At 33.7% G+C, this 26,258-nt stretch carries 27 protein-coding genes, 1 other RNA gene and 1 pseudogene; 23 read left to right on the plus strand and 6 right to left on the minus strand.

Annotation, left to right across the window (positions count from 1 at the left end; translation table 11 throughout):
- Positions 1–95 precede the first annotated feature (95 nt).
- From EJB00_RS02605 to EJB00_RS02655, 11 genes are all read left to right on the plus strand, one after another.
- Positions 96–737 (plus strand): HAD family hydrolase, encoded by a 642-nt coding sequence (locus EJB00_RS02605; RefSeq protein WP_015588445.1) that lies wholly within the window; start codon positions 96–98, stop codon positions 735–737.
- Positions 737–1,210 carry an RDD family protein gene (locus tag EJB00_RS02610; protein ID WP_015588446.1) on the plus strand — a complete coding sequence of 158 codons (474 nt, stop codon included), beginning with the start codon at positions 737–739 and terminating at the stop codon, positions 1,208–1,210. Before EJB00_RS02605 ends, EJB00_RS02610 begins: the two co-directional genes overlap by 1 nt.
- 53 nt (positions 1,211–1,263) lie before the next feature.
- Complete coding sequence (gene bfr, locus EJB00_RS02615; protein WP_015588447.1) at positions 1,264–1,740, plus strand: bacterioferritin; 477 nt, start codon at positions 1,264–1,266, stop codon at positions 1,738–1,740.
- A gap of 1 nt (position 1,741) precedes the next feature.
- Positions 1,742–2,353 (plus strand): SURF1 family protein, encoded by a 612-nt coding sequence (locus tag EJB00_RS02620; RefSeq protein ID WP_015588448.1) that lies wholly within the window; start codon positions 1,742–1,744, stop codon positions 2,351–2,353.
- Between the two features lie 9 nt (positions 2,354–2,362).
- Positions 2,363–3,361, plus strand: a complete 999-nt coding sequence (locus EJB00_RS02625) for a glutamate ligase domain-containing protein (RefSeq protein ID WP_041581384.1) — start codon at positions 2,363–2,365, stop codon at positions 3,359–3,361.
- Between the two features lie 87 nt (positions 3,362–3,448).
- Complete coding sequence (locus EJB00_RS02630) at positions 3,449–3,685, plus strand: WPE palindromic element domain-containing protein (RefSeq protein ID WP_225416331.1); 237 nt, start codon at positions 3,449–3,451, stop codon at positions 3,683–3,685.
- Complete coding sequence (eno, locus tag EJB00_RS02635; protein WP_041581386.1) at positions 3,682–4,956, plus strand: phosphopyruvate hydratase; 1,275 nt, start codon at positions 3,682–3,684, stop codon at positions 4,954–4,956. Before EJB00_RS02630 ends, eno begins: the two co-directional genes overlap by 4 nt.
- A complete protein-coding gene (gene cgtA / locus EJB00_RS02640) occupies positions 4,944–5,957 on the plus strand; it encodes an Obg family GTPase CgtA (protein ID WP_015588452.1) in 1,014 nt (337 codons plus the stop codon). The genes eno and cgtA overlap by 13 nt, the downstream gene beginning before the upstream one ends.
- Before the next feature lie 148 nt (positions 5,958–6,105).
- Positions 6,106–6,561 (plus strand): ankyrin repeat domain-containing protein, encoded by a 456-nt coding sequence (locus EJB00_RS02645; protein ID WP_015588453.1) that lies wholly within the window; start codon positions 6,106–6,108, stop codon positions 6,559–6,561.
- Positions 6,562–7,048: 487 nt separating this feature from the next.
- Positions 7,049–7,386: a transfer-messenger RNA gene (gene ssrA / locus EJB00_RS02650) on the plus strand.
- A gap of 16 nt (positions 7,387–7,402) precedes the next feature.
- Positions 7,403–7,831, plus strand: a complete 429-nt coding sequence (locus tag EJB00_RS02655; RefSeq protein ID WP_135352757.1) for a ClpXP protease specificity-enhancing factor SspB — start codon at positions 7,403–7,405, stop codon at positions 7,829–7,831.
- A gap of 159 nt (positions 7,832–7,990) precedes the next feature.
- On the opposite strand, the gene EJB00_RS06125 is transcribed toward EJB00_RS02655, so the two are convergent.
- The gene (locus EJB00_RS06125; protein WP_158673913.1) at positions 7,991–8,152 is read right to left on the minus strand and encodes a hypothetical protein; all 162 of its coding nucleotides are present in this window, start codon (positions 8,150–8,152) and stop codon (positions 7,991–7,993) included.
- A 170-nt stretch (positions 8,153–8,322) separates the two neighbouring features.
- Between EJB00_RS06125 and EJB00_RS02660 the strand changes: the two genes are divergently transcribed.
- The 8 genes and pseudogenes from EJB00_RS02660 (at position 8,323) to EJB00_RS02695 (ending at position 17,050) form a co-directional block, all read left to right on the plus strand.
- Positions 8,323–8,601: a YggT family protein gene (locus EJB00_RS02660; RefSeq protein ID WP_015588455.1), complete on the plus strand. Its 279-nt coding sequence runs from the start codon at positions 8,323–8,325 to the stop codon at positions 8,599–8,601.
- Complete coding sequence (locus EJB00_RS02665) at positions 8,602–10,710, plus strand: FtsK/SpoIIIE family DNA translocase (protein WP_015588456.1); 2,109 nt, start codon at positions 8,602–8,604, stop codon at positions 10,708–10,710.
- Between the two features lie 181 nt (positions 10,711–10,891).
- Complete coding sequence (locus tag EJB00_RS02670; protein WP_135352756.1) at positions 10,892–11,446, plus strand: hypothetical protein; 555 nt, start codon at positions 10,892–10,894, stop codon at positions 11,444–11,446.
- Positions 11,447–11,622: 176 nt separating this feature from the next.
- A complete protein-coding gene (locus EJB00_RS02675; protein WP_135352755.1) occupies positions 11,623–12,261 on the plus strand; it encodes a TRP75-related protein in 639 nt (212 codons plus the stop codon).
- A gap of 16 nt (positions 12,262–12,277) precedes the next feature.
- Positions 12,278–13,558: a flavodoxin-dependent (E)-4-hydroxy-3-methylbut-2-enyl-diphosphate synthase gene (ispG, locus tag EJB00_RS02680; protein ID WP_015588459.1), complete on the plus strand. Its 1,281-nt coding sequence runs from the start codon at positions 12,278–12,280 to the stop codon at positions 13,556–13,558.
- A gap of 284 nt (positions 13,559–13,842) precedes the next feature.
- Positions 13,843–15,066 carry an ankyrin repeat domain-containing protein gene (locus EJB00_RS02685; protein WP_135352754.1) on the plus strand — a complete coding sequence of 408 codons (1,224 nt, stop codon included), beginning with the start codon at positions 13,843–13,845 and terminating at the stop codon, positions 15,064–15,066.
- Between the two features lie 20 nt (positions 15,067–15,086).
- Positions 15,087–15,804, plus strand: a pseudogene (locus tag EJB00_RS02690) (transposase).
- A gap of 226 nt (positions 15,805–16,030) precedes the next feature.
- Positions 16,031–17,050: an IS110 family RNA-guided transposase gene (locus EJB00_RS02695; RefSeq protein ID WP_135352712.1), complete on the plus strand. Its 1,020-nt coding sequence runs from the start codon at positions 16,031–16,033 to the stop codon at positions 17,048–17,050.
- Between the two features lie 36 nt (positions 17,051–17,086).
- Here the strand turns inward: EJB00_RS02695 and EJB00_RS02700 are convergent, their stop codons facing one another.
- Positions 17,087–17,470: a TraR/DksA family transcriptional regulator gene (locus EJB00_RS02700; protein WP_015588461.1), complete on the minus strand. Its 384-nt coding sequence runs from the start codon at positions 17,468–17,470 to the stop codon at positions 17,087–17,089.
- A 108-nt stretch (positions 17,471–17,578) separates the two neighbouring features.
- On the opposite strand from EJB00_RS02700, the gene EJB00_RS02705 reads away from it, so the two are divergent.
- Entirely contained in the window at positions 17,579–18,226 is a 648-nt protein-coding gene (locus EJB00_RS02705; protein WP_015588462.1) for a heme exporter protein CcmB, read from the plus strand.
- A 203-nt stretch (positions 18,227–18,429) separates the two neighbouring features.
- Here the strand turns inward: EJB00_RS02705 and EJB00_RS02710 are convergent, their stop codons facing one another.
- Positions 18,430–19,113: a class II aldolase/adducin family protein gene (locus EJB00_RS02710; RefSeq protein ID WP_135352965.1), complete on the minus strand. Its 684-nt coding sequence runs from the start codon at positions 19,111–19,113 to the stop codon at positions 18,430–18,432.
- A 235-nt stretch (positions 19,114–19,348) separates the two neighbouring features.
- On the opposite strand from EJB00_RS02710, the gene EJB00_RS02715 reads away from it, so the two are divergent.
- Complete coding sequence (locus EJB00_RS02715; RefSeq protein ID WP_015588464.1) at positions 19,349–19,930, plus strand: adenylate kinase family protein; 582 nt, start codon at positions 19,349–19,351, stop codon at positions 19,928–19,930.
- On the opposite strand, the gene tsaB is transcribed toward EJB00_RS02715, so the two are convergent.
- The 3 genes from tsaB to ubiG all read right to left on the minus strand — a co-directional run bounded on the left by tsaB (position 19,903) and on the right by ubiG (position 22,918).
- Positions 19,903–20,511, minus strand: a complete 609-nt coding sequence (gene tsaB / locus EJB00_RS02720) for a tRNA (adenosine(37)-N6)-threonylcarbamoyltransferase complex dimerization subunit type 1 TsaB (RefSeq protein WP_135352964.1) — start codon at positions 20,509–20,511, stop codon at positions 19,903–19,905. The two genes, EJB00_RS02715 and tsaB, sit on opposite strands and share 28 nt — an antisense overlap.
- Positions 20,511–21,644, minus strand: a complete 1,134-nt coding sequence (locus tag EJB00_RS02725) for a cation:dicarboxylate symporter family transporter (protein ID WP_015588466.1) — start codon at positions 21,642–21,644, stop codon at positions 20,511–20,513. The genes tsaB and EJB00_RS02725 overlap by 1 nt, the downstream gene beginning before the upstream one ends.
- Positions 21,645–21,751: 107 nt before the next feature.
- The gene (gene ubiG / locus EJB00_RS02730) at positions 21,752–22,918 is read right to left on the minus strand and encodes a bifunctional 2-polyprenyl-6-hydroxyphenol methylase/3-demethylubiquinol 3-O-methyltransferase UbiG (protein WP_135352963.1); all 1,167 of its coding nucleotides are present in this window, start codon (positions 22,916–22,918) and stop codon (positions 21,752–21,754) included.
- 145 nt (positions 22,919–23,063) lie between these two features.
- Between ubiG and dnaG the strand changes: the two genes are divergently transcribed.
- Both dnaG and EJB00_RS02740 read left to right on the plus strand, forming a co-directional pair.
- On the plus strand, positions 23,064–24,806 hold the full coding sequence (dnaG, locus tag EJB00_RS02735) for a DNA primase (RefSeq protein WP_015588468.1): 1,743 nt from the start codon (positions 23,064–23,066) through the stop codon (positions 24,804–24,806).
- A gap of 98 nt (positions 24,807–24,904) precedes the next feature.
- Positions 24,905–26,209, plus strand: coding sequence for a Na+/H+ antiporter NhaC family protein (locus EJB00_RS02740; RefSeq protein ID WP_135352962.1), 1,305 nt, complete (start codon positions 24,905–24,907; stop codon positions 26,207–26,209).
- The last annotated feature ends 49 nt before the right edge of the window (positions 26,210–26,258 follow it).

Below are 26,258 nucleotides of genomic sequence, written 5' to 3' on the forward strand. Positions count from 1 at the left end.
AGTGTATTAGGTTATTATGTAAAAATGATTAACATAGAAGCTTTATCATCAAAATATTATTTACTTATTGGTTTAAAATACGTCACAATATAAAAATGAAAAATAGCCGATTAGCGGTAGTATTCGATTGGGATAATACCTTAGTTGATACTCAAGATAATATTTCTAATGCCATTCAGCATACCTTAAATTCAATGGGGTGTAGCAACAAAGTTGCTGATAGAAACTCTCATGAATCAAGAAAGAGCTACATGGTCAATTTGTTTGGCGATAAGTGGAAAAAAGCGAACCAGATATATCAAAAATACCTAGATAATGCACTGTTACAAAATATTACTCTGAATGAAGGAGTAGAGAGAATGCTGCAGACACTGAAAAGCCACAATATTTACCTAGCGATAGTTAGCAATAAGAAAAATACTAATTTACGTCAAGAAGTTGCCTATTTTAAACTAGATTCTTACTTTGAAAGAATAGTTGGCTCATGTGATACTGCAGAAGATAAGCCATCTGCAACTCCACTGCTGTTTGCATTGGAGGAGAGTACGCTACCTGTAAATAGAGAAAATGTGTTTTTTGTTGGTGATAGCATCACAGACATTCTATGTGCACAAAATGCCAATTGCTTACCTATTATGTACGGCCAATCAATAAGCGGTTATGAAGATTTGTTATATTTTCAACATTTTAATAAACTTACAGAATTCATAGTAAAGTATTTGAAAGATAGGTGGTAATGACAGAGATCGCTAGTGTAGAAAGGCGCTTTTGCGCATATTTAATAGATATGGCAATTTTATTAATACCAGCCTTACTAATTGTGTTGTCATTAGGGGATTTTCCATTAATTTTACACCTGTCATACATGTGTATAAATTGTGGTTACTTTACATATTTTATATCTTCAACAGCTCAAGCAACTCCTGGTCAACAATTAATGAATATATATACTATCACTTTAGATAGTTCTAAAATAGGTTTGAGCTTAGCATTTGATCGCACTATCTCTCAGTTTTTCCTTCCTATGCTAAATAATTCAATTATCACCTTTATCAAACTTTTTCAAACATCAGTAAATGCTTTAAGTACACTAGAAGTGATTATAGTGATGCTTACCTTCAGTTGGTATTTAGTTGCTTGCTTTTCTCAGAAGAAACAGACATTTCATGATGTGCTATTTGGTACGGTTGTTGTGAGAAAAATGAATTGATGTTGCCTTGAATGTTATGTAGATTACATTGGTATATTAGCTAAAGAAAGGTTATGAATAAAGAAATAGTAGAACATTTGAATAAATTGCTGACTCATGAATTAACTTCCGTACGTCAGTATCTTTTGCATTCTGCGATTCTCAAAGATAAAAAGATCAATAGGTTTGCAGAAAAGATGAGAAACGAGCTTAATGAAGAGCTTGGACATGCAAATAGGTTAGCAGAAAGAATTTTACTGCTTGAGGGTGTACCAAATTTTCAAGATACAAATCAAATCTCAAAGTATGACGGAAAGTTCACAAAAGATACAATACAGAAAATCTTAGAAGATAATTTAAAGTTAGAAGAAGAAGGCATAAAGGGCATCAGAGAGGCAATTTTTGTTGCTGAAAAAGAAAAGGATGTGATTAGTGTAATGTTATTAGAAGAACTACTGCAAAACGAGGAAGAGCACTTACATTGGATTAAAGGACAAATTAATCTCATTGAGCTTATGGGTATTGAAAATTACTTAAGAACACAAATATAGAGTGTTAAGAAAAACAGTATTTGTTTTCATCATACCTTTTCTACTTCTTTTTTCACTAGGGTTATGGCAGTTATTTAGATTAAATTGGAAGAGTAATATTATCAAAAATATGGATCTTCCAGTTATTCATCTGCTGCCTAGTGATAATCTTTCAAAGTTTAACTACAGAAACGTTAAAATCGACGGAATTTTAAGTGATATAGAACTATATGTTTTCGCAGGTCAACGTGGCTATCATGTGCTGTCTCCTATGTTGCTTACCACTGGACATTACATATTAGTGAATAAAGGAATAGTTAGAGAAAAAAAAGAAGAAAAAGCAAAAATTGAAAAAGTAGCTTTGAGTGGAGTTTTATATTGTGATGGTAGCAAAAATTGGTTTATCAAAAATGATATTGCTTCAAATACGTGGTTTACCTTAAGTACAGAAGAAATCTCCAATGATCTAGGTATTAAGCTAGAAAAATGTATATTGTGGCAAGACAATTTTGGTGGAAAATTGACTATACAGCCAATTAAGCATTGGGAATATGCAATTACTTGGTTTGCACTTTCCTTTATTTGGCTAATTATGTGTATATTTTACTATAGGCAAAATAGATATAAGTTGTAGAGAGGTAGCATGGAAAAAGAAAAGCTACAAATAGAAAACATGCAACAAAGTGGAAGTAAATACTTATTACAAGAATTAATTGTATGTCAGTATTGTAAATACACTTATTATGGAATGAGTCATACTAAAGAAGGAAAAAGTTACTATTGTTGTTCCGGAATCCGTTTTGATGAATGTAACAGCAAATCAATATGCGCGGATATACTAGAAGAGGTAATATGGGAAGAAGTTAAGATGGTCAGAGAGCATATAACGAAGGAAAAGTGTGATTTATCAGAGGTAGATTGGGAGACTAAATTTAATATAATTAGAAAGTTAGTTCAGCGTATTGAAATTGATGATGATAATGTACATATGGTGTTTCGATTAAAAGAACTCGCTCTCGAAAGACAAAAAGAAGATATTCAACCTTGTACCAGAATTATAAAGAATGTAGTGCTATCAAATGCAATAGGAATGCATAAAGTTAGCAACGCCCTGGCTGCAATATCAGTTGCAGTGAAACTTGGAATTAGTGATGAAGAGATTAAAAAAGGTCTTTTGGAATTTAAAGGAGTAGCAAGGAGATTTTCTTTAATTGCCGATATTAAAGGTGTTAAGTTAATTGAGGATTATGCTCACCACCCAAATGAAATACAGGCAACCCTAGCAGCAGCACGTTTGACCACTAAAGGAAAGGTAACAGGAATTATCGAGCCGCTTCGTTTTGCTCGTATTCGTAATTTTTTTGATGAGTTCGTACGAATTTTCATGATGTTTGATTATGTAATTCTCACTCCTGTCCATCCTCCAGAAGATAAGCCTATTCCTGGCTGTGGAATTGATGATATACAAAAAGCCTTGATCAGTAATGGGTTTAGTAACGTAGAGATTATGAATGATGCTCTACTCATTTCACATTTTATTAGTGATTCGACAAATTCAGGGGATGTAGTATTATTTATTGGTGCTGGTAGTAATATAGCTAAACTAGCAAAAGAAACTGCAGAGCTGCTGCTAGTAAAATAAACTTAAGCATTGGTGATTTATATGATAAAATTGTGTAGTAAAACTGGATCCCAGTGTCTAGGCAAACAACTGTACAGACATTGCGATATGGGGATAGCTTCCATTAAGAATGGTGTCATCCCAGTGCCCAGACACTGGGATCCAGAAAACTTAACTTTAAATAAGTGGCTGTATAATAAAAACTGGATTCCAGTGTCAAGCACTGACCATCCGCTACTCAAATTACCTGTATATTGCAATGTTCATACACTGAAATGTTACAGCGCTGGGGTGACATTTCCCGAACGTGCACACAATTGTGAATCTAGTAGAGGTTTAGTATGATGAAAAAGACAATTAGCAGTGTATTTGCAAGAGAAATTTTAGATAGCAGGGGTTACCCAACAATTGAGGTAGAAATAGAACTATGTGATGGAGCAACAGGTAGAGCCGCTGTCCCTTCTGGGGCTTCGACCGGTAAACTAGAAGCATTGGAGCTGAGAGATCAAGATGAAAAAAGGTATTGTGGTAAAGGAGTGCTGAAAGCTGTTCAATCTGTGAGTGAAGTGATAGCAAATAAAATCATTGGCATGGATGCAGCAAACCAGAGTGTAATTGATAAAGTTTTAATTGAACTAGATGGAACAAAAAATAAATCTAAACTTGGAGCAAATGCAACTTTGGGTGTGTCTCTTGCTGTTGCAAAAGCAGCAGCAAACAGCTTTAAAATGCCGTTATATAAGTATTTGGGAGTAGGGGAAGAGCAGATGCCAGTTCCACTCATTAACGTAATGAATGGTGGAGTACATGCGGATAATAAACTCGATTTTCAAGAATTTATGATTCTTCCGGTTGGTGCTGAAACTTTCAGTGAAGCAATCAGAATATCTGCAGAGGTATTTCATAACTTGCGCAGCATTCTTAAGAAAAAAGGTTATAGCACAAACGTAGGAGATGAAGGTGGTTTTGCACCAAACATTGGAAGCACTGAAGAAGCTCTTAATTTGATAATTCAGGCTGTTGAATCTGCCGGTTATTCGATGAAAAATCACTTTGCACTGGGTCTTGATGTTGCTGCATCTACTTTTTATGAAGATGGACTTTATAAATTTGAAAATAGAGAACTCACTTCAGAGGAATTGGTTCAGTATTATTTTGACCTTGTAGGCAAATATCCAATAATTTCTATAGAAGATGCAATGAATGAAGACGACTATGAAGGTTGGAAATTACTTACTGTAAAACTTGGGAATAAAGTTCAATTGGTTGGAGATGATTTATTTGTTACAAATTGTGAACTAATAAGTAAAGGAATAGAGGAGAAAATGGCAAATGCTGTACTAATCAAGCCAAACCAGATAGGAACACTTACGGAAACTTTTGCTGCTATTGAAATGGCAAAATTAAATGGCTACAGGGCTATTATTTCTCACCGCTCAGGTGAAACAGAAGATACAACGATATCCCACATATCAGTTGCGTCGAATTGTGGGCAAATAAAGACTGGCTCGCTGTCGCGTTCTGATAGGCTTGCAAAGTATAATGAATTGATGAGAATAGAAAGTTCATTAGGAGAAAATGCTAAATATTATCGCGGGTTAGAATGGATTTCATAGACGAAGTTAAATTATATTTAAAAGCAGGTGATGGTGGCGATGGCTGCGCTAGTTTTCGTCGAGAAAAATTCGTTGAATTTGGTGGCCCAAACGGTGGTAATGGGGGCAGGGGAGGAGACATAATTTTCATCAGTGATGCAAATCTCAACACTTTGCTTAATTTTCGTTGTCGAAGACATATTAAAGCGAGTAGTGGAAAAAGTGGTACGAGTAGAGATAAATCTGGCACAGCAGGAAAAGATATTATACTTAAAGTTCCAGTTGGTACACAAATAATCGATGAAGAAAGTGAGGAAATAATAGTAGATCTTGATAAACCTGACATGGAATTTCAAGTAGTGAAAGGTGGAAAAGGTGGGCTTGGAAATACTAACTTTAAATCTGCTACTAATAGGGCACCAAGACATTTTACTCATGGTCAGCCTGGCGAAGAAAGAAATATAATATTGAAGCTAAAAGTTTTATCTGATGTTGGCATTATTGGTATGCCAAATGCAGGTAAATCTAAATTTTTAACCCGCTGCTCAAATTCTGATACGAAAGTAGGCGATTATGAATTTACTACTATAAGACCACATTTAGGTGTAGCAAAAGTGGATTATAGCGAAATTGTGATAGCAGATATTCCTGGAATAATCGCTGATGCTCATCTTGGAGTTGGGCTCGGACACAAATTTTTAAGGCACATAGAAAGGTGCAAAATTTTACTGCATTTAATTGATGTAACTCACGATGATATTATTTCAGCTTATAATTGTACACATAATGAACTGAAGCTTTACAATAGCGACCTTATCAAGAAGGAAGAAACTGTCGTGTTAAACAAATGCGACTTATTGGAGGAAGCAGAAATTCTTGAGAAGAAGAATCATTTAGCCAATTATCTTGATAGAGAAGTACTGTGTTTATCAATCGACGATGATTTACAGCCCATTCTGAGGTTGTTAAATGAAAAAGTGAAAACTAAGGAAATTAATGTATATGATCCTTTTAAGACATAGATTCAGTATACAGATGGCTAATTTAATAATTGCAGTTTAAAATTATATTAATACCTATAGCATAGTAGTCATTACATAGAATGTTTTCGTCCTCATATCTTGCTTTAATACTATAATTAGTATTTATTCTTAAAAATCGGAGAACATTATGAGTAATTTGTCGGCATTAGAAAAAATACTATGGACGATTAATGATGATAGCAAGGTAGATTCATCTAACATAATTGAAAAACTTCAAAGTAAGCTGCAGCAACATGACATTGATATGTACAATCAATGGAAAGAAGATGGGTTTGATATAAATGCTAATTCATTTGATGGAAGTAACTTACTATGTTTAGCATCTGAAAGTGGCTGTGTAAAAGTAGTAGAGTTTCTTATAGAGAAGGATGCAAATGTTAATATACAAGATAATGAAGGAAAGATTCCTTTGGATTATGCTATTTCTAGTGGAAGGGAAGACGTAATAAAGGTTTGTACAGAAAAGATTCTTTTGCATGATGATGTTAATGAAGGGGTGTTGCAGATATCATCAGAGCAAGAAGCAGAAATTGGCTCACAAGATCAATATGAAACTCCTCTTTCATATCCGCTTTTTTTCTAACAAGTAGAAAGTTAGAAAGTGCACTGAATTGATTTAATTATGATAAGAAAAACTAATTTGTAGTCTAGTTACGCAGGCAATTTTCCACAGTTGTCTGCATTTTTTGTTCCACAACTTATCTTTTTTTCGGCTTGTGCCATTTCTCACACTGTCTCTTGCTTTCTTGAACTCAGAAATTCAATAGCTACAAAAGCATTTGAGTAGTTTTTTGTTAAGAATTAGGCATAGAATCCCCCATATTTATTAATAAAGAACAGAAAAAATGTAACGCACATACGACAGAGATTAAGCATATGTGTGCACCCATTTGCGCTGAAGAAGATACGCTACATTCTTTACTGAGTTTGATTATTTGATAAAAAAGTCTGCAGACGAAGATAGATTTTGAGCTCTAAAAATACCTCTACTTTGATTATACTAAGATTAGATAAATAGGCGAAGTAATTTTTATATTAGTTTTTTAGCTTACAACCGATTTTACGTTTAACAACTTGACATTTATTCAATACTACTGTATAATAAAGATGTGCATTTTTTGTACTATGGCAATAAAATTACCTTGTAATAGGTGTATTGGACCCGAGGGCAGTACTCGGCGCCTCCACCATATTTTTTGTTAATACGGGGGCGAGTAAGGATCGACATGCATAGTAAAGATGGTAGCTTTGCTCGGTTAGATACCACCGCTAAGAGTTCATAATTTAGATGCAAACGATAATAACTTTGCTGCTGAAGACAATGTTGAATTAGCTGCTTAATTTAGGCACTATAACTTCATTGCTATAAGCACGGTTTAGGGAACGCCGGGTAACAGAAGTTCCCCCAAACATGTAAGGGTTATATGGATAAAACAGCTTATCAGAAGTCGCTTAGTTATGCTAAGTTTCAAGTTATCAAAAAGGCTCTAGATACTATATTAGATAATATTTTTACTCCTCACTTAGAGATACTGTTTTTTACGCGATTTAACGGTGTTGTCATACCAGACTACTTGAAAGAATCATATCCTACTCAAATGCTTATTATATTACAGCATCAATTTTATGGTCTAAAAGTTCTTGAAGATAGGTTTAGCGTTAGTTTGAGTTTTCGTGGAAAACAAGAACAAGTCACTGTACCGTTTTTTGCTATTAGTGAGTTTCATGATAAAATTTCAGGAGATACTTTAGTATTTAGCGTTGATTCTGATAAAGAATATGAAAGTGAGAAATGTGCTGAAAAGTCATCAAATGGTAGTATTATATCTATAGATCAACTTTACGATAAGTAGTTGCTTCATTTTATAAATAAAAAATATTGTATCTGTTCAGGATATCGACAAGACCATAGAGTAAAAGTGAGTTTATAACAAATGGTATCATTTGAGTAGCTGACATTGACTTTCACATAAAAAACGTTGTAAAGCGCTTTCATGTTTACCAACTTAGTGCTAATCTGGATCCCAGTGTCTGGGCACTGGGATGACAACAAAGGGGCGACTTGAGCAGAGGCTATTTAGGTAACAAGAGGTGGACAAGAAAAGAAGCGCTGGTTTCATACGTACCTGAACACTTATCCTGCATGTAATAAACATGATCAAAAAGCTATTCATACAGTACACATCTCTCCGTTAATTTATCAATAAGTTTTTTATCTACTTGGAACCAAAGATTACAATATCTTATAGCTTATTGTTTACACCTGTTCCAGCATAAAAATTATTGTGGGGCTTGATTTTATATCTATCACTACACATAATAGGTTTTAGTATAAATTAGTAATATGCATCCAATCATATACTTGCTTAATCTGCTACTTGATTTTTACAGCTTCATTCTAATATGCTCAGTTGTTCTGGATTTGTTGATTAAATTGAATGTGGTTAACATGTATAATGAAGTTGTAAGCAAAATAATGCAAACTTTAAACCGACTTACCCATCCTCCACTAAAGGTTATCAGAAGGTATATACAACCATTCAATGGATTAGATTTATCCGTGATGATATTGATAATAGCAATTCACTTTGTAAAATATACAATTACTTATTACTTTAAGTAGATGTTAAAAAAACAGCTAAAATCAGCGATATACCTGTCACTTTTAATGTATATATATATATCGATTTTTAGCTATAATTATCAAGATCCATCCTTAAATACAGCTACAAATGAGAAAGTAACAAATTTAGGTGGAATAGTAGGTTCATATTTAGCTGATATATTAGTTCAATTTTTGGGACTCGCTAGTATTACAATAGCTACAACCATAGTTTACTTTTTGATATCAAAAAGGTTGTTGAAGATTCTCTATTTAGTATTAATCAATTTGGGAATATGCTCTACATTAGAGCAACTTTCGCTCAGCACCACTGCAAGGTATATGCACAGTGGAATAGTCGGCAATACTCTAATTGGCCACTGCCCGTTTTATGTATTCACGGTAGTAGCGTCGATAGGTATTGTAGGATTGGTTGGTTGGAAGAGAACAGTTTATTCTTTACTTTTCCTATGCAAAAAAATAGCTTCCTTTTTTCCAAAGATCTTGTTTTTCAGATTACGTAAAACTACTGATTATTCAATAGCACCGTTAGTATTAGAAGAAAAATATAGAACCACTAGACAACAACCAAAAGAAAGACAGAAAAAAGCTACCGAAGAGATTTTTAAACCACCTTCTAGCGAGTTTGAGTTTCCAAGCATTCACTTACTTTCTAAAGTAGAAGAATCTGTGCAGAGAAAACAGTTGAATGCATTAGAGAGCAATAAGAATTTATCTTTGCTGGAGCAGGTCCTGAGTGATTTTGGCGTGCAAGGAAAAATTATAAGTGTATGTTATGGACCGGTTGTGACTTTATATAAACTTGAACCACAAGCCGGCACAAAATCTGCAAGAGTGATTGGCCTTGCGGATGATATTGCACGTTCGATGAGTGCACTCTCTGCACGTATTTCAATAATTCGTGGGCAAAATGCTATGGGAATAGAGTTGCCGAACAAGGAGAGAGAGATTGTGATGCTGCGTGATTTACTTGAATCGCCAGAATACCAAAATGCAAACTTAAATCTTCCAATTGCACTTGGCAAGGAAATAAGCGGAAAGCCAGTTATTGCAGATTTGACTAAAATGCCCCACTTGCTTGTTGCCGGGACTACGGGGTCAGGAAAATCAGTTGCGATTAACACGATGATTCTATCGCTCGTTTATCGATTAAGTCCTGATGAATGCAAGATGATAATGATCGACCCCAAAATGCTCGAGCTTTCAATATATGATGCAATACCGCATCTAATAACGCCAGTGGTAACAGAGCCAAAAAAAGCTGTTATTGCTCTTAAGTGGATAGTGAAAGAGATGGAAAATCGCTATCGCATGATGTCATATTTAAATGTGCGCAATGTAATAAACTATAATCAAAAAATTACAGAAGCGATGAATAGCGGAATAGAGTTGGAGCGCGTTGTACAGATTGGGTTTAACTCAACAACGGGTAAACCTTTATTTGAAAAAATACCACTTAAAATGGAGACATTTCCGTATATTGTGGTGATCGTAGATGAAATGGCAGATTTAATGCTTGTTGCTGGCAAAGATATAGAATGCTCTATTCAACGTTTAGCTCAGATGGCTCGTGCTGCAGGAATACACATCATAATGGCAACACAACGCCCATCTGTAGATGTAATAACAGGTGTGATAAAAGCAAACTTTCCAACGAGAATTAGTTTTGCTGTTACTTCTAAGATAGATAGCCGTACAATACTTGGTGAACAAGGGGCTGAACAATTGCTCGGTATGGGTGATATGCTTTATATGGCCTCTGGTGGTAAGATTATTCGAGTTCACGGTCCATTTGTAAGTGATGATGAGGTGCAAAATATAGTTGATCATCTGAAAACGCAAGGTGAGCCAAACTACATGGAGGAAATCACTCAAGAAGATGAAAATTCTTTCTCGGAATCAGAAGGTGAAACAGAAGATGAAGAGAACGATCTATACAAGCAAGCAGTGGCCATCATTCAGAGAGATCAAAAGGTTTCAACTAGTTACATTCAAAGGCAGCTTAGAATAGGCTATAATAGAGCTGCAAATATTGTTGAAAGAATGGAGAAAGAAGGTATTGTCAGCGCTCCGAGTTACTCAGGAAAGAGAGAGATATTGGTAGAATAATCGCTAACTTAAACCAAGGAAAGTTATTTTAAGATCAATAGATCTCTTGCATAACTGGAATTCAAAAGTTCCAGCGCATGACCAGATATTTCTTATTGGATCCCAGTTGTATAGTGTTTAATACTAAATTAACTACTAAAAACGTACAATAGTAATATATTAATTAGCTAGGGGGTTAAAAATGGACATAACCAAATTTGTATTCGGTTTTGATAAATTGGATGTAACAGCATTGCAGGAAAGTCAAAATATTGATGCTAAAAAGTTTCAAGAAGTATTTAGCGCATTAAAAGAATGGCAAGAAGCTCAAAAGATAGATGCTAAACAGTTTGAAGAGGTATTTAGTGCATTAAAAGAGTGGCAAGAAGCTCAAAAGATAGATGTTGAGCAGTTTGAAAAAGTTTTTGGTGCATTAGAAGATAAGATTGGTACTGAGCAGTTTCAATCTATGCAAGAGCACTTAAGCGGCTTGCAAGAAAAATTTACAGGCTTAGAAGAAAAAGTAGAAACATTTGCAGACATGGTAGGTGGGCAAGAACAAGCAATACTAACTTGTGCCATAGTCAGTGCTGTTGCTGCAATAGCGGTAACTAGTTTTGTTGCATTCTGTATCTATCAAGGAGTTAAATCTGAAAGGGAAGGAAAAAGAGACTTGTCTCAAGATAAACCAAATGGGAAGTTTAGTAATGTAGGTGATACCGAAAAACTGAAGAATTTAGAGCAAGAAAGAGTGTAATGCTCTTCTTGAAAAGGTGTTACGTAAAATTTGTAACACCTTAAACTTTCTTTAGATTTTGCAGGTTTTGGTAGTAAATTTTTTAGAAAGATGTTTGTATTATAAAGTTGGTAGAGATTCTGATTTACTTGAAGTTTGTTAATTGGTATCTTTTAAAGCACAATATTCACTATAGTATGCTTAAGATCTTTTCTAAAGTTTTATTTATATTAATATTTTTGGTTTCTAGTTTCTTTACTGTACATAATGTTGAAGCTAAGTCTAAAGTGAAGCTTAGTAAAAAGTACATACCTCCTGGTAATCCTGGTGGTACAAATTTTCATGCAGATGAGGAATTTGCTGATTCATATAAACTATATGAAAAGCGTAGGGAGATTCTCAAGAAAAGAAAGTTACAAGGTCAAACTAATGTTAACGTAAATAAAGAAGATCTAATCAAAAAATTAAAAGAAAAAAAAATTGCTAGCCTTGATAACGAGCCAAACAACGTGGGAGCTTGCGTAGTTGAAGATGGGGAGGATGCTATGATCAATCAGCATGGTATTAATCTTGCACGTTTAAAGGGTGCTGTATTTATAGATCAAGAGCCAGTTTCTCAGTATGAAAGTAAGCAGCATAAAAAAAGTGAACAACAAAAAGGGAAAAAAGTTACTTCAACACGAGAAAAAAAAGTTTCCCCTATAAATGTTACTATAAAAGAAACTCCATCAAGAAGAACGTGCTCTCATGATTCTATTACTGATCTAAATAGAACACCACAGCATAGTTTAAATGGTTCAAGTTCATTTGGCAGTGTAGTTGACACAGTAAAATAGTGTCACGATTAATAATATGCTAGATAGAGACCTGACATTGAGTGATGATGCATATGAGTCATCGCCGGTTTCCAGGCATAAAACTCATACTGTAAAAGTTGGACAAGTGAAGATAGGTGGAAATAATCCTATAGTTGTTCAATCCATGGCACTTGGTGCACATATAGATTCTGACAACATAAAAAGCAGTGCTCAGAAATATGCAAAAGAAGTAATAGAACTAGCGCATGCAGGTTCAGAATTGGTGCGAATTGCTTTGAACTCAGAGGAAGTAGCAAAAGCAATACCTTATATAGTAGAGGAAATAAATAAAGAAGGTTTTGATGGTAAGATATTAGTAGGCTGTGGACAATATGAGCTCTACAGGCTGATTCAGGATTATCCAGACAACATTAAAATTTTGGGTAAAATTAGGATAAATCCAGGTAATATAGGCTTTGGTGATAAACGTGATGAAAAATTTGAAAAAATTATAGAGTATGCAATAACGCATGATCTTCCTGTCAGAATTGGAGTAAATTGGGGTAGTCTTGATAAGTACCTTTCACAAAAATTAATGGATGAAAACTCCTTGTCTAGTAATCCAAAAACTTCTGATGTTATATTACGTAAGACGCTTGTAATGTCTGCTCTTGGTAGTGCAAAAAAAGCTGAAAAGATTGGCCTTAATGCAGAGAAAATAATCATTTCATGTAAAGTCAGTAGAGTGCAAGATTTAATTTTAGTTTATACTGCACTTGCAAAATCCTCCAATTATGCGCTGCATTTGGGTTTAACCGAAGCTGGTATGGGTAATAAAGGCATAATAAATACCACAGCAGGGCTTACTTATTTATTGCAAAATGGTATTGGAGACACTATCCGGGCTTCTTTAACTCAGCGCCCTGGTGAATCACGCACTAATGAGGTGGTAGTATGTCAGGAAATACTACAGTCTATAGGTTTACGTCACTTTAACCCTCAGGTGAGTTCATGTCCTGGTTGTGGACGCACAAGTGGCGATCGTTTTCGTAGATTAACTGAGGAAATAAATGACTACATAAAAACTCATATGCCGATATGGAAGAAAAAGAATCCTGGTGTAGAGTATATGAGCGTTGCTGTTATGGGATGTATAGTAAATGGTCCTGGAGAAAGCAAACATGCAAATCTGGGGATCAGCCTTCCTGGATACGGAGAAAAACCTGTTTCAGCAGTCTACAAAGACGGCAAATATTTCAAAACTTTACAAGGTGATAATATTTTTGAAGAATTTAAGGAAATTATTAGTGATTATGTGGAGAAGCATTACACATAAGCCTTTCACAAGTTTGTACTTAGACTACATTCTGTAAATTAAATGCAAAAATGGTATCTATTGAGTGGATGTCAAATTAGACAATAAAGAACGCCAATTTTAAAACTAGATAGTATCTGACAGGGTTCCTTTTGCCTTTTTTCTATTTGAGAAATTTTTTAATATTGAGATTGACTCTAAGTAGTATAGAGATGTTATTCCAGTATCAAGGACTGAAGTTTCCTGATCTACAATATTTGTACAGTTATGAAATAGACGTAATTTGACATAAAAAGCTTTACTTTTTGAAATTTTGGATTACGTTTAATTTAACATATTTCAGTGGGGAATTTATTGTAAGTAGAAAGAAAGCTTTAAAAATATTAGGTTTTGAATCAAGCGATGCGCCCAGTGAACAAGAAATTAAATCAGCGTATAGAAAATTAGCCTTGAAATATCATCCTGATAAACATTCAGGTGAAAGTGAGGTTGTGAAGAAACAAAATGAGAAGAAATTTAAAAAGCTAGGTACTGCATATGAATTTCTCACTAAGGAAAATATAGAAGGGGTTAAAAATCTAACTGACGAAAATTTAAATGAAATTAATTCCCCTGAAGATTTGAGGTTTTACTTAAGTAGAGCTCTATATAATCAGGATATAAAGTTTCTTGAAAAGCTTTTTTCCAAATTCAAAAGCAGTAAAGATGGAAGATTTGGTGATTACATCAATGAAGAACTTATTTATATTTACTTTCCATTATCTATTGCTTTAATGCAAGCTAAAGATTCAAGAAATTATAGTATTTTGAAACTTCTTTTAGAAAATGGTGCTGATCCTAATATAAAGCTATTACATAATGAAGCTTCGTTATACTATTGTAGGGTTCTCGATGACAGCAGAATTGTAGAGTTATTGTTACAATATGGTGCTGATCCTAATATGGTAGATAGAAATGGTAAAAATCCGTTGTTTGAAGCGTTTTTGTTTGATGATGATCATACTATGGAAATACTTTTGAAATATGGTGCTAATCCTAATATGTTAGATGAAAATGGTCGAGGTCCATTATATCAAGCAATCAATTGTGGCAACGATAAACGCGAAAAATATGTAGAGTTGCTTCTAAAATATGGTGCAGATCCTAATCAGAAGGTTAATGGCTCCAGAGTTATAGAGTGTGCTCCATATTTCACTAATAATTGTGTAATGAATTTGATTAAAACGCTTACTCTGCCATACGGTAGCAATGATAAAGTTAAAGGGTTGATGGCTGAATACGGTGGAGTTGATAGACGTTATCTATGTGATCAAACGATACTGACTTGTTGTTGCTTAATCGTCGCTTCTGCTACTTTTTTTAGTATAGCTTCTCCTTTGCGCTATGTACCGACAGCAATATTTGCACTTGCTGCATGTTTTTTTATTAAAAATGCTGTACATGCTGCATTTTTTGCAAAAGAATCTTCTCCTGAGTTTACCGAAGCTAGAGCTTGTCCAGAGATTATTAAAAGAGGCTATAATATCTAAAGTTTTAGTACTGGGTAAAGATGAGAAAAAAGCATCCAGCAGAGCTAAATCGAAGGGAATGGGCAAGAATAGAAAGCTACTCCAGAGTATCATACAGGAAAGGAGGAAGGTCGTCAAAGTATAGCAAAAGAGAAATATTAGAAGCAATTTTCTATGTATTGTGTACAGGTGTAAATGGCGGTATTTACTAAATGATTTTCCGCTATGGAAAACTGTGTATGATCAGTCAAGTGTTTGTATAGTAATCTGTACAGACTACAGAAAAAGGGGAATCAAAGGCTATTTAAGAAAGTAAAGGGTAGAAAAAGGCATATAATTACAGATATTCAGGGTTTTATACTCTATTGTTACGTAAGCGCTGCTAATGAAAATGATAAAGGTGGCATTAAATAATATAAGAAAAAAATATACTATAGTTAAAAAATGTGATGGGATACCAAGGAGAAAATTTAAAAAATCATATAAAGGAAGAATATGGTATGGATATTGAGATTGTCAAAAAGCCTTCATGTAGGTTCTAAGTCAACAAAGACACACCGCCTTAGCTACTACCAATGAGGGGTTTAAAGTGCAGCCAAGAAGGTGGGTTATAGAAAGGACTTTTGCTTTAGGAATAGAAGACTATCGAAAGAATAAGATTTACTCACTGAAAATTTCATATATCTGGCTATGAGTAGAGTTATGTTAAGGAGAGATGGTATGAATAAGTATTGCTTGGTTGTAAGCAAGAGAAGATAATAACTTCTCAGAGTGGACTAGGTGGCAGGTTGGATATTTTTCTGAAGCACTTTCTGCTCTTATATGAAGAATAGAAAGAAGACTTCGTAGGAGAGATTAACTGCCCCTGCCACCGAAAATCATCGTGAGGCTCACAAAATGTGATGTGATGACCTCGTATAGGAGTTTGGAACAACCGGCAATATTCTACTCTGATATATTGAAATATGCAATTGGAGGAAAAAATATGCGTCACATTGGAGTTGATTTACATACCAATAGTTTTACTGCTTGTTACTTACAGGAAGGGAAACCTGAGCATATTCAAACGTTTCGCTTAAAAGACTTGGATAATTTCACCAAAGATCTTCAAGAAACAGATGAAGTAGCCATAGAAGCAACAGGTAATAGCTGTTTCTTTTATGATGCAGTTTCACCTTACGTTAAATGCATAGTAATAATTGCTCCTGGGCAGTTTGAAGTTGTTCGTCGCTCTGTGAACAAAACAGATAAGCATGATGCACGAGCTATTGCTTTCTTTCTCAGCAAAGATATGTTGCCTGAGGCAAGGTGCAAAAACAAACAATGCCAGCAGTTAGCTTCTCTTCTTCAAACGAGAGATCAGTTAGTAAAGTCACGGGTATCTTTAATCAATAAAGTTCATGGTCTTTTTAATTACCATGGAATAAAAATTAAAAAAGAAGTACTTACAACTAAAGTAGGATTTGAACGTGCTACTCAAAAGCATAATTGGGATCCTTTAGAAAAAGTTGAAATTGAAGTGATTAGCTATCATTTAGAAGCTATCCGAGAAAGCCTTAAAAAGCTTGAAAAGGAAATTATAGCTTTCGCTAAACAACTTCCTGGGTTCAGCAATCTTATCAGCATAAAGGGAATAGGTCCAATTTCTGCAGCTGTTTTTATTGTAACAATTGGAGACATTAATGATTTCCGTAGACCTGAGAAACTTACTGCATATTTTGGAGTTGTACCAAGAGTTTCTCAATCTAATCAGCAATGTACAATTGGAAGAATTACCAAACGAGGGTCAAAAATAGCGCGTACTTCTTTAGTTCAATGTACTTGGATTGCTGTACGTTACAGTCCTTACTTGAAAAGCTTTTATGAACATATAAAAAAGAAGCGTGGTTCTGCTAAGGCTATAACTGCTACTGCTAGAAAATTTCTTATAACTATTTTCTACACTCTTAAAAATAACTGGGTTTTTAAAGATTTTACAAAATTTGAAATTTCTATTGGACAATAATCATAGGAGAAATATGCTTGAATTCCCGAACAAGTTCTAATCATTAATGTTATACACGTTCTTTTCTTTTTCTATTCTCTCTTGTTCTTCAATACAATACATAGCAAGCGGATTAGCTTTAAGTCTTTCGACTCCTATTTCTTCTCCCGTTCCATCGCAGTAACCATAAATGCCTAATTTTATTTTTTCCAACGCCTCCTTAATTTTTTCTTTTCTATCTTTTCGGCGCTTAATTAATTCTCCATTTTCACTATCTCTATCAGAATAAATACTACTATCTTCTAGATCTTGTTTCTCCATTTCAGAGAGTATTGATTGTAACTTTAAGCTAAAGTATTCCAGTTGTTTTACGTTCATATATTCTTCATTTTCTGAAGGAACGTAATCTTCCGGTAACTTTATTTTTATTAATTTTTCCATAGCATTATCAATAAAATATATTAAAACTTATATAACTTGTAAACACAAAAAATTATACTACCCTCAAAGTAAACACTATAATTTATAATAAACATTTAAAATCCTGGTATGATTAGCTCGGTAAAAAAATTAGTAATAAATGATAATAATCTTACTTATATAGTATGTATTTTTATTATAATGTTAAGTTTATCTTCATATACACTTGAAAACAACAGTAAACAAGAAGTCATATTAACATTAACATGGATATGTGCTACATTTGTTTTGCAGATCTCTACAAATAATTTATTTACATCTGATTATCATGATGGAATATTAGAGCAAATCTTTGTACAGCCACTCTCTTCTAGGCTGATAGTTGCTTATAAAATCTTCGCTCACTGGTTGTTATTTGGGTTACCGATTTCAGTGATTTCTTTCATGTTCAGCTTTGCAATTCTAGGCAATAATATTGAACATTCAATAGCAGTTGGAGTGTCTTTATTATTTAATACGCTGATAATCATTAATATTTCAGCTACTGGAAATGCATTGATGATTGGTCGAAATAACTTAGCATCAGGAGTGTCGCAAATTCTTGTTTTGCCAATGATAATGCCAACTTTTGTATATTTTAAATTGCTAACTCAATTTGAAAATTTATCCTTGAATATTTATACACTACTAATCACCATCTTAATTTTTGTCATTTTAATTGTTAACAGCACTATAACTACTCACATAGCATTAAAATTTGCTGTGGAGCAGGATTGAAAAAACTTACTAGTTATTTACTTGTATCTGCTTAGTTAAGGGTGTTAACTTAAGTAGAGATGGAGACATTAGACTTCTTGCATGAATTGAAGAGTTACAGCGTGTGAAACCATTATTGGATTTCAGACTGGCTGGTTATGCAAGAAATCTAATATCTATCGAAGAGTCAGAAATTTTTATAACTTACCTTTAATCAACCTAACTCATGCGTGCCAATCTCTCTCACCAAGATTGCTTTCGAAAGACAGAAGATCCTTTACGGCTTTTGAGCAAATTTCTTCACTTGGAATTGACAACTCCCTATTCATTGCTAGCGTCAGGCATTGAGTTTTACAAGCTTGTTCTAAGTGATACGTATAAAACATTGCTTCTTGTATAGTCTGACCACATGTTATAGATCCATGATTGCGCATTAACATCACAAAATTTTCTTTCAAATCAGCTATTAATCTTTTTCCTTCTGTATCATCAAGTGCCAGGGAATTATAATCATGGTAAGATACCTTATTATAAAAGTGCAGCGCCCACTGACTTATTGGGATTAATCCATCCTTGAGAGAAGAAACTGCTACAATAGAAGGTGTATGTAGATGAAAAATTGCTTGAATATCTTTCCTTGCTTGATAAATGAAGCCATGGATTACATAGCCAGTTTTATTATATTGATATTCTTTGCCTTCAATTATATTCCCATCAAACGATACTTTCATCAATGAACTTTCATCTACTTCATCAAAACGTATACCAAACGGATAAACATAAAATGACTTTTTATCTTCAGAACGTACAGAGAGATGAGTATACGTATGATCATCTAATTTAAGATAAGATAAAATCTGATAGGCGTTAACTAGGTCTCTTTTCAACTCACTATTTGTTAATAACATAGCTCTTGACTAAAATTTTCTAAAGATTTATACGTGAAAAAAAGTTTATTACAAACTAAAAGGTGAACCTACGTTAAAATACTAAGCACTTTTACTTGCCTTAGGTGATTAGAGTTTACATTTCTAGATTACATAGTATTTTAACTATAAAAACGACTTTTTATGTAATATTTCATATGTTTTAAAGCCTCGTTTTTATGTTATTATAAGTGTAGGTTTTAATATTAAAAATAATATGGTAAACATTGACATAAAAAAACAGCTAACAAAATTTTTCATATATATCACTGATCTTCCAGGAAGTGGTAAACTTTCTACAGCAATAGTATTATCTAGTATGATAAATGCAGTAATTGTAAGCGGACTTGAATATAATCAAACTTCCAAAGAAGCTCGAGATAGAATATATAACACTACACATGTTATGTTTCAGGCAATAGAAGCCTATCCTATTGACTCAAAAAATTATATATTTGTTGATGAATTAATTAAAAATAATGATTACAACATAAGAATATATAACTCAGTAGTAGAACTTAGTAAAAAAATGGGCACAAAAATCCTCCCTATAGTACTTAGGTGCAATCCATTGATATTACAAGAGCGTACTATATCAAAAAAGCAAAGAAAAAATAGGAAGGTTACTAATATAAATAGTATTAAATTTAGGGAGGAAGATTTATTTGTACCACAAAATGCTATAGAGGTAGAAAATTCAAATATGAGTATAAAAGAAGTAGCAGAAGAAATAGTAAGTCAGATGTACAAACTTGGCCAAATTAATAGTGTTTACGCAATAGGCAACGATTTCATATAATGAGGCTCATTTAAATATAGAGCCTCAACACCATTTAATTTTTGTTTATTTTTTAGTCTATAACGGACTAATAGCCCTGCATGGCTAGCATCCAACTTTGGTAAACTGCAATCCATATATGTAATGCAGTCCGTTTCAGGCTGGAGTTCACTTACTACAGCAGGATTTGATAGCGGTAACAACAAATTGAAATCAAATAATTGCGTATAAAACTTTTGATCATCTTCGATTATAGCTTTAATATTTTTTTTGCTATTTGCACAAAGTAGCGATATTGCATATGCTTGAGCTTCCAGCGCACTAACCCCATATAACGGCTTATTTGTAGCAAGATTTATACCTTGTGCAGCTGATATACCAACTCTGATTCCAGTAAAACTTCCTGGTCCAACTACCACTACTAAATGGTCTATTTTATCGTAATTATAGTTATATTTACTAAATAGAGTGCTTAAAATTTGAAAAAATGATTCTGCATGACTATTGTTTGCAGAATTGCGTTCTACAAAACAATTACCATCGTAATCAATTACTGCTATTGAACTACCAGCACCTACAGTATTAATTGCTAGAATGGACATCACTTAAGCTTATCATAGAGCTTTGTAAACATCATAGTGAACGCACCGTTACCCATAACATTTGCTGAAGTTATTATTGGGTCAAACACTATATACAATGCTGTAATTAATGAAAGCATCTCTGGAGAGAAATTAAGATACTTCTCAAGAACAGGCAACATTACCATAATCCCTCCCGCTGGAACTGCAACAATAGCAAATTTAAATAACAGAAAGTAGAGAAGGAAAGTCACATAATCTGTTACAGACAATGCACCACCAAAAGTCATTATCATTGATAGTATTATAATAAAAAAGCAATCACCTACTAAATGAAAGCTAGCAGTTATTGGCACAACAGACGATGCTATATCAGGCTGCTTTACATTTTTTTTGCTTCCTTCAATAGTAAGCGGCATAGCTGCATTACTAGACATTGTGCTCATTGCAGTAATAAATGCAGGTATCATATTGCCTATACTAGCTATCCAGCTTGTGATCTTGAATGAATTTGCTGCTCCATATAAGAGAAAAACATAAAGGTAGGTTACAGATGCTATAATAATAAAAATTATTGAGTAATTCATAAATATTGTAGATAGAACCTGGTCATGCTGCATTTTAAAAGCAAATCCAAGTACAAACATTGGAATAACTGGTGTCAAGAATGTCTTCAAAATAACAAAAATTAAATCTGACATTTTGTGAGAAAGTTCTTTGCTTTTTTTAGGCAGCAAAGCAGACATTATTAAGCTGGACACAAACCCATAAGCAAGAGCACGGAAGTTGGAAAGCATTATCGGTAGCTCAAACGACCATAAAGGTACAATTGTTTCTTCATGCTGTATTACGTTCTGTATTGAATAAGTATTTTGTAAGATGAAGTGCCAAGCAGAATAAGCTATTAGACTTGAGGTAAGGTTCGACAAGAAAATCGTTATAATAATTAACAATATAAACTTTATAGCCGACTGCTTAAGATTGTTAACACTACTAAAGATTAATGCAAAAACAATAAAAGGCATTATAAATAGTAGGATCTCTTTTATACTAAGGCTTATTGAATACAAGAAGGTTTTTACTTCCATTGGAACTAGATGACCAAAAAGTATAACTGAAGTGATAACAGCAAGTAAGGTTAGTAATTGTAACATATTCTAATATAGCGATATCCTATGGAAATACATATGATAAATTAGCTGCTAAGTAAAGTAAAACTGCTTAAAATATTTACATTACCTTCTAGTACTTGAATGAGATTTCAAATTACAACGTTTGCACAAAGTATATAGTTAACATCCACACCTTTGGTCAAGTTCCATTCACGCTTTATTACATTATATTCCATACCAGCCATGTTTTGCAGTGTTACATTGTTCTCTCTTAGATGATTTGCAATTTCTGATGGCTTGAGAAATTTATTCCAACTATGTGTGCCTTTTGGCAGCCAGTTTAATATGTACTCTGCGCCGACTATTGCAAGACAGAAGGATTTAATAGTTCTATTTATCGTCGATATAAAAATTAGCCCTTCTGGCTTCAACAGCTCTATTGCTTTTTTCATGAAAAACTCTAAATTATCGACATGTTCAACCACTTCCATCAACAAAACCACGTCATACTTCTTGTCATTGCTTAGCTCTTCAATGCTAGTGTGTGTGTATTCTATATTTAACCCTACTTTCTTTGCATGCGACTGTGCCACTTTTATGTTTTCCTCACATACATCTATTCCCGCAACGCTAATACCAATACGCGCCATTGACTCTGACAAAATGCCACCACCACAACCAACATCGAGCAATGATAGTTCTTTTAAATCGCATTTTTTTAATTCTTTTATTTTCTCAACGATGTATGATACTCTCACAGGATTCATCATGTGCAATGGCTTGAATTTGCCATTCTCATCCCACCATTCACCTGCTATTTTAGCGAATTTTGATATTTCATCTTCGTTATAAGTTTTTGTGGTTTTTTTCTTGCTAATATTGCTAAGTTTATCAAGGCGTTCTTTATGTCTACTTTCTTTTGAAAATTCTGTTTCGAGGAATTGTTTGACTATGTCTTTTGCTAATCCACTCGCAGTAAACTCTGCACCAAGACAAAGTATATTCGCGTTGCCATGCTCGCGAGCTAATTTTGCGATCTCAACACTATTACATAAAGCAGCGTAGATTCCTTCAAAACGATTTGCCACAGTACTCATGCCCAAACCTGTACCGCAAATTAATATTCCATAATTTGCTTTTTTGTTTGTTATATCTTCTACAACTTCAGCAGCATAGTCAGGGTAGTCTACACTCTTTTGTTCAGCAGTGCAGCCACGGTCTATCACTGTATAATCTAAAATTTCCAAGTAAGCCTTTATTTCTGATTTTAATTCATAACCTGCATGGTCTGAAGCAACTGATATCACATATGACATATAAGAAATTGCAACTTAAGGATATTTATATGGGTAATTTATTTTGAGCTTTTTGTCAAGCTCTCCTGATCTTTCTGAATAAATTTCGAGTCAGATATGCATAAATTCTATATAATTTTTATCCTACCACTACTAATTCGGTAAAATGGATCATATAGATATTATAAAGTCAAAATTATTGTTGTCCGACATAGTAGGAAAAAAAGTTAGGTTAATAAAAAGAGGAGATAGTTTTGTTGGACTCTGCCCATTTCATAACGAAAAAACTCCATCTTTTTCGGTCAGCAATGTTAAGGGCTTATATTACTGTTTCGGTTGCTCAGCTCATGGTGATGCGTTTGAATTTATTTCACAAACTGAGGGCTTAAGTTTTAAGGAAGCGTTGGAAAAATTGGCATCTGTTGCAGGTGTTGAGTTACCCAAAAACCTCAGCGTTGCTAAAGAGAACAACAAACTGTTTTCAGCACTGAATTTAGCTGCAATTTGGTTTACACAAAAAAATCAGGGAGTTGTAGATTATTTAAAGCAGCGCAAGATTTCACTCAAAATCATAGATAAATTTAGAATAGGTTATGCACCAAGTTCTGGTTTGAGAGAATATTTGAACTCTTCAGGTATTGAAGACAAAATTTTGGCTAATGTTGGGTTGATAAATAGAAATTCTCGTGATTATTTCTATGATCGACTCATGTTCCCTATACAGAACATTGCAGGAAAAGTTATTGGCTTTGGTGGACGTGCGTTGAGTTCTGATCAACAACCAAAATATTTAAATAGCCCAGAGAGTCAGCTCTTTAAGAAAAGAGAAAATTTATATGGATTAAACTTTGCTTTGAGTGAAATACGCAAAAAACAGCATCTATTTGTTGTTGAAGGATATATGGACGCTATAGCACTACATCAAGCGGGAATTAGCAATACAGTTGCTCCGCTTGGTACCGCAATTTCTGCAGAGCAGATAAAAAATCTTTGGAAACTTGCTAAAGAAATTTCTATCTGTATGGATGGCGATAGTGCTGGATGTCATGCTGCTATTCGAATTGCAGAACTTGTTCTGCCGATACTGGAGCCTGGATACACATTGAAGTTCGTGACTTTGCCAAGCAACAAGGACCCATACGATATATGCAATGAACTAGAATATAAGACGGAAGATGTACTATCCGCTTTTAACCGCTCAACAGAACTGCACTCTGAATATTTATGGCATCACATAATTGGTAGCAATTTGCAAAATTATGAAAAATTTGCTCCGGAAAAATATTCAATTCTTGAGCACAAATTTATGGAATATGTAAATGCTATCAGTAACATCAGCATTAAAAGGTATTATAGAGATTATTTTTACAAAAAAGTTAGCGAACTGAGAAGTAGCTTTAAAAAGCAAATTTTTAAAAGTAGACTCAGAGAAACAAGAGAGGAGTATCTCTACAACAAATCTCCAAAATTAATTGAAGCAGAGCAAAATCAGGCTATAATCCTGCGTATAGTAATAGAGTTTTCTGAATTTTTAAATCACCCTATATTTTTCGAGCAATTTTCCCATTTTGAGTTTACTCATATGGAGATGAAAAAATTACAACAGTGCGTAATTAATATGGTAACTAGTGAGAGCAACTTTAATAAAGAAATTCTGCTACAGGAGTCTAGTGTTATAAAGTTTGTATTTGAAAAAACTAGCGTACTAAATAGTCAATTAAGTGAGAAGAGATCAGCAGAAACTGTCTGGAATAACATAGTATTACGAAAAGAATTAAATGTATTACAAGAAGAAAAAATTAAAGCAAGGCTGGGCGGTAATTTTGACTTAGAGGAAAGGCTAATAGAACAAATAAAGCAAATAGAGAATAGTATACAAGAAATGCAAATGGAATTTATTCAAAAGTAGATGGCTTAAGATGTTCAAAATTATTAGAAAAACACTGTATTGGTAGTTGCTTAAAATAGCTTATTCTAGTATATTTTCAATTTATTTAATTACGACAAGTGTTTGCATTTCTTCCTCTCATTATTTTTTTAGCCTTATATCTTGGTAGTGGTACTTATTTTTCCTTTATAGGACTTGACAATCCTCTTCATCAAATTTCACCGTTAGTTTACTTATTACCAGCATTATTTTTTGCTATTCTATTCAATAAAAACAAAATTCAGCATAGCGTTGATACTCTTATAAAAGGTATGGGTAATAAAACTACTCTTACCGTGTGTTTGATTTTTCTCCTTGCTGGTGCATTTTCTACTGTTACTCAATCGCTTGGTAGTATAAATGTTATTGCTAGCTTAACTATTTGCTTTCTTCCAGCACAATTATTACTTCCTGGAATGTTTTTAATTTCTGCGTTTATTGCAAGTGCAATAGGCACATCAATCGGAGTTATTGCACTTATAACACCAATAGCTGTGAATCTAGCACAAAATGGAGCTTTTGATTGTGCGGTGGGCGTTGGAGCTGTGATAGGTGGGTCCATGTTTGGCAGCAACCTTTCAATGATATCTGACACTACTATTGCAGCTACTTCTTCACAAGGAGCTTCAGTAAAGGATAAACTAAAACTAACCTTAAAGACAGGATCTATTACAGGTTTTATAATACTTACTTATCTAGTAATAATTTCAAATAGTACAGAAGTTGTTTCTTTTTCAACTCTGAATTATTTATCCATAGTTAAAATTATACCTTATATATCTTTAATAATTATGGGTTTATTTGAAATAAACACACTGGTAATATTAGCTGTTAATATGGTTGTTGCTGGAATATTAGGAATAGCTTTTTTTGATTATTCTATTATTGATTATTCTCATGACATATGTAGGGGTTTTAATAAGATGAATGAAGTAATGATATTTATTCTTTTCAGTAGTGGATTAAGTCACTTAATGTACGAATACAGTCAGAAAAAGATAGATAAATTCACCGATGAGGTAAATCTCACAAGAAGTCAAGCTGAACTTATGATTGCAGGAATATCATCTATGTTTACCATTTTGGTTTCCAGCAATATTGTTGCTATTTTATTAACTAGTAATATTGCGAAAAGACTTGCACAGAGATATAACATTTCACCACACCGTAGTGCGTATTTATTAGAGATATTTACTGCGATCACAAAAAGTATCTTACCTTATGGTTCTCAAATATTGCTAGCAAGCAGCATTGCCTCTCTTTCACCTATTGCTGTACTAACAAAAGTATATTATTGTTTTGTTTTTGCAGCAGTTGCAATAAGTGAAATAATTATTAATGGCAGACGTCATGCGGTTGTAGCTCCTCAATTACCACAAATATAACACAACTCTTTCTGTAGCTTTGTGGAAATTATGCTAACTGATTATGCTG

Source organism: Wolbachia endosymbiont of Drosophila mauritiana (assembly GCF_004795975.1).
GTDB lineage: Bacteria > Pseudomonadota > Alphaproteobacteria > Rickettsiales > Anaplasmataceae > Wolbachia.